The following is a 313-nucleotide window of genomic DNA, read 5'->3' as shown; positions in this document are numbered from 1 at the left end:
CTTCAGATACCCAACAGCGTGCCCGACCGGCTCACGTCCGGAGATCATGCGTTCCACGCTCTGACGAGCAGTACTAGCAGCCTCCGACCCGATAACCGGCCGAGTAGTCAACGTTCCACCCATGAGCTAACCACCGTCGATCATTCGCCGACGTAGTGGCTCTGGACAACCTTGCGGCTGCCTAGATGCTCCTTAGAAAGGAGGTGATCCAGCCGCACCTTCCGGTACGGCTACCTTGTTACGACTTCGTCCCAATCGCCAGTCCCACCTTCGACAGCTCCCTCCCACAAGGGGTTGGGCCACCGGCTTCGGG

The 313-nt window shown here is 60.4% G+C and carries 1 rRNA gene; it reads right to left on the bottom strand.

Features of this window, described 5'->3' with window-relative positions:
* Nucleotides 1-196 precede the first annotated feature (196 nt).
* Nucleotides 197-313 (bottom strand): 16S ribosomal RNA (locus ACOV8S_RS31610); the annotation flags it as partial.

The sequence above is a fragment of the Streptomyces sp. CO7 genome (genome assembly GCF_053474865.1).
This window is presented reverse-complemented; position numbering and strand designations above follow the sequence as displayed.